At 71.5% G+C, this 4,112-nt stretch carries 3 protein-coding genes; 2 read left to right on the forward strand and 1 reads right to left on the reverse strand.

The window, feature by feature from the left end:
- Together AC2VNT_RS10250 and AC2VNT_RS10255 are read left to right on the forward strand one after the other, a co-directional pair.
- Nucleotides 1-1,820, forward strand: a 1,820-nt coding sequence (locus tag AC2VNT_RS10250; protein WP_486946750.1) for a bifunctional FO biosynthesis protein CofGH, incomplete at its 5' end; no start/stop codon positions are given.
- A gap of 49 nt (nt 1,821-1,869) precedes the next feature.
- Entirely contained in the window at nt 1,870-2,433 is a 564-nt protein-coding gene (locus AC2VNT_RS10255; protein WP_486946751.1) for a YbhB/YbcL family Raf kinase inhibitor-like protein, read from the forward strand.
- A 5-nt stretch (nt 2,434-2,438) separates the two neighbouring features.
- Here the strand turns inward: AC2VNT_RS10255 and AC2VNT_RS10260 are convergent.
- A partial coding sequence (locus tag AC2VNT_RS10260) for an FAD-dependent oxidoreductase (RefSeq protein WP_486946752.1) occupies nt 2,439-4,112 on the reverse strand: 1,674 nt, incomplete at its 5' end.

A 4,112-nucleotide genomic window follows, 5' to 3' on the forward strand; every position in this document is an offset into this window, starting at 1 on the left:
TCTCCATCCCGTTCACCACCGGCCTGCTGGTCGGCATCGGCGAGACGCTCGAAGAGCGGGCCGACACCCTGCACGCGATCCGCAAGGTGCACAAGGAATTCGGCCACGTCCAGGAAGTGATCATGCAGAACTTCCGGGCCAAGGAACACACCGCGATGGCGTCGACGCCGGACGCCGGCTTCGACGACTTCGTCGCGACGGTCGCGGCGGCGCGGCTGGTGCTCGGTCCGAAGATGCGGGTGCAGGCGCCGCCGAACCTGGTGTCGGCCGACGAGTGCCTGGCGCTGATCGGTGCCGGGGTGGACGACTGGGGGGGCGTGTCGCCGCTCACCCCCGACCACGTGAACCCGGAGCGCCCGTGGCCGGCGCTGGACGAGCTGGCCGCGATCACCGAGCGGGCCGGCTACGAGCTGGTGCAGCGGCTGACCGCGCAGCCCGACTACGTGCTGGCGGGCGGGGCGTGGATCGACCCGCGGGTCCAGCGGCACGTCTCGGCGCTGGCAGATCCGGCGACCGGCTGGGCCCGCGATGTCACGCCGGTCGGGCTGCCGTGGCAGGAGCCCGACGAGGTGGCGTCGGCCGGCCGGGTGGACCTGCATACCACGATCGACACCGAGGGCCGGGCGACCGAGACCCGCAGCGACCTGGAGAGCGCGTTCGGCGACTGGGAGTCGATCCGGGAGAAGGTGGCCGAGCTGGCCGCCCGCGCGCCCGAGCGGGTGGACACCGATGTGCTCGCCGCGCTGCGCTCGGCCGAGCGCGACCCGGCCGGCTGCACCGACGCCGAGTACCTGGCGCTGGCCACCGCCGACGGTCCGGCCCTGGACGCGGTTGCCGCCCTGGCTGATTCGCTGCGCCGCGACGCCGTCGGCGACGACGTGACCTACGTGGTCAACCGGAACATCAACTTCACCAACATCTGCTACGTGGGCTGCCGGTTCTGTGCCTTCGCCCAGCGCAAGGGGGACGCCGACGCCTACTCGCTCTCCAACGCCGAGGTCGGCGAGCGGGCCTTCGAGGCGCACCTGGCCGGCGCCACCGAGGTGTGCATGCAGGGCGGGATCAACCCGGAACTGCCGGTCACCGGGTACGCGGACCTGGTCCGCGCGGTCAAGGCCCGGGTGCCGTCGATGCACGTGCACGCGTTCTCTCCGATGGAGGTCACCAACGGGGTGTCCAAGAGCGGGTTGAGCATTCGGGAGTGGCTGGTCAGCCTGCGCGAAGCCGGGCTGGACTCCATCCCGGGCACCGCCGCCGAGATCCTCGACGACGAGGTCCGCTGGGTGCTGACCAAGGGCAAGCTGCCGACCTCGATGTGGGTGGAGGTGATCAGCACCGCGCACGAGGTCGGGCTGCCGTCGAGTTCGACGATGATGTACGGCCACATCGATTCGCCGCGGCACTGGGTGTCGCACCTGCGCGTGCTACGTGCCGTGCAGGACCGCACCGGCGGTTTCACCGAGTTCGTCCCGCTGCCGTTCGTGCACCAGAGCTCGCCGCTGTATCTGTCCGGCGGCGCCCGGCCGGGCCCCAGCCACCGGGACAACCGGGCGGTGCACGCGCTGGCCCGGATCATGCTGCACGGCCGCATCTCGCAGATCCAGACCAGCTGGGTCAAGCTGGGTCCGCAGCGCACCCAGGTGATGCTCACCGGCGGCGCCAACGACCTGGGCGGCACCCTGATGGAGGAGACCATCTCCCGGATGGCCGGCTCCGAGCACGGGTCGGCCAAGACCGTCGCGGATTTGGTCGCCATCGCCGAGGGCATCGGCCGGCCGGCCCGGCAGCGCACCACCACCTACACGCCGCTGACCGCCTGAGCTCTTTACGCCGGGCCGGTGAGCGGGTATACACACCGCCATGACACCGGTGGCTGTCCCGCTCACGCTGGCGCTCGTCGGCGCCACCGGTCTGGTCGGATGCAGCACGGCGAACCAGGGCGGCGGGCCGGCAGGCACCACCGCGTCGTCGACGGCCCAGTCCGGTGGGTTCGCGGTGAGCAGTCCCGCCTTCGCCGAGAACACCAAGATTCCGGTCGAGTACACCTGCGAGGGGCGGGACGTCCCCCCGTCGCTGCACTGGCACGACGTGCCGCCGGACGCCGAGTCGCTGGCCGTGGTGGTCGACGATCCGGACGCGCCGGCCGGGCTCTACGTGCACTGGGTCGTCACCGGCATCCCGGTGACCAGCACCGAGGTCACCGCCGGCGCTCTGCCGTCGACGGCGGTGGTGAGCCTGAACTCGAACGACCGGGCCGAGTACCTGGGGCCGTGCCCGCCGGCCGGCAGCGGGGTGCACCACTACCGGTTCAAGGTGTACGCGCTGAGCCAGGCGTTGACGTTGACGCCGACCACTCCGGCGACGGAGTCGACCACGACGATCGCCGACCTGGCGGTGGCGGTGACCGTCACCGTCGGGCTCTTCGGCGACTGACCGGGCTAGAGCCGGGCGGCCAGCTCGGTGCCCTGCCGGATCGCCCGCTCGGCGTCCAACTCGACGGCGAGCGCCGCCCCGCCGATGACGTGCGGGGCCACCCCGCGGGCGCGCAACCCGTCTTCCAGGTCGCGCACCGGCTCCTGGCCGGCGCAGATCACCACGTTGTCCACCTCCAGCAGCCGCGGACGGGCGTGTTTGGACCCGACGCTGATGTGCAGCCCGCCGTCGTCGATCCGCTCGTAGTTCACCCCGGAGAGCTGTTGCACGCCTTTGGCTTTGAGCGAGGCACGGTGCACCCAGCCGGTGGTCTTGCCGAGCTTGCGGCCCTGCCGGCCCGCGGTGCGGGCCAGCAGGTACACCTGGCGTGCCGGGGCCGCCGGCACCGGGGCCACCAGCGCGCCGCGGGCCTCCCACGGATCGGCGGCGCCCCACTCGGCCTTCCACTCCTTGAGGTTCAGCGTCGGCGAGGCCGCCGGGTCGCCGGTGACCAGGAACTCGCTGACGTCGAACCCGATCCCACCGGCGCCCACCACCGCCACCGCGGTGCCGACCGGCCGCCCGGTGATCGCCTCGGCGTAGGTCAGCACCATCGGATGGTCGATGCCGGCGATGTCCGGAATCCGCGGCCGCACCCCGGTGGCTAGTACCACCTCGTCGAAGCCGGCCAGATCCTCGACGGTGGCGGGGCTGCCCAGTCGCAGCGTCACCCCGTGTCTGGGCAGCATGGCGGTGTAGTAGCGGATGGTCCCGGCGTACTCCTCCTTGCCGGGAATCCGCTTGGCCAGGTCGAACTGGCCGCCGATGACGTCGTTCGTCTCGAAGAGCGTCACCCGGTGGCCGCGCTGTGCGGCGGTCAGCGCCGCGGCCAGCCCGGCCGGACCGGCGCCGACCACCGCGACGCCGCGGGCCCGTCGGGTGGGGCCGATGACCAGTTTGGTCTCCTGACCGGCCCGCGGATTCACCAGACACGACGCCTTCTTGTGCACGAAGACGCGGTCCAGGCAGGCCTGGTTGCAGGAGATGCAGGTGTTGATCTCGTCGGCGCGGTTCTCCATCGCCTTGCGCACCCAGTCCGGGTCGGCCAGCATCGGTCGGGCCATCGAGATCAGCTGCACGCTGGTGTCGGCCAGGATCTGTTCGCCGGTCTGCGGCATGTTGATCCGGTTGGAGGCCACTACCGGGATGTCGACGTGTTCGGCGACGGCGTTGCTGATGTCGACGAACGCGCTGTTGGGCACCGAGGTGACGATGGTCGGCACCCGCGCCTCGTGCCAGCCGAAGCCGGAGTTGATCATCGTCGCGCCGGCCGCCTCGACATCGGTGGCCAGCGCCAGGACTTCGTCCCAGCTCTGTCCGTCCTCGACGTAGTCGGCCATCGACATCCGGTAGCAGACGATGAAGTCGGGTCCGACCGCGTCGCGGACGCGGGCCACCACCTGCACCGGGAACTTGCGCCGGTTCGCCGGTGATCCGCCCCAGGCGTCGGTGCGCCGGTTGGTGCGCGCCGCCAGGAACTGGTTGAGCAGATACCCTTCGCTGCCCATGATCTCGACCCCGTCATAGCCGGCGTCGCGGGCCAGCGCCGCGGCGCGGGCGAAGTCGTCGATGGTCGTCTGCACGCCGCGTGCGGAGAGCGCCCGCGGCCGAAACGGGTTGATCGGGGCCTTGATCGACGA

This window comes from Mycobacterium sp. TH-M15 (genome assembly GCF_057473705.1).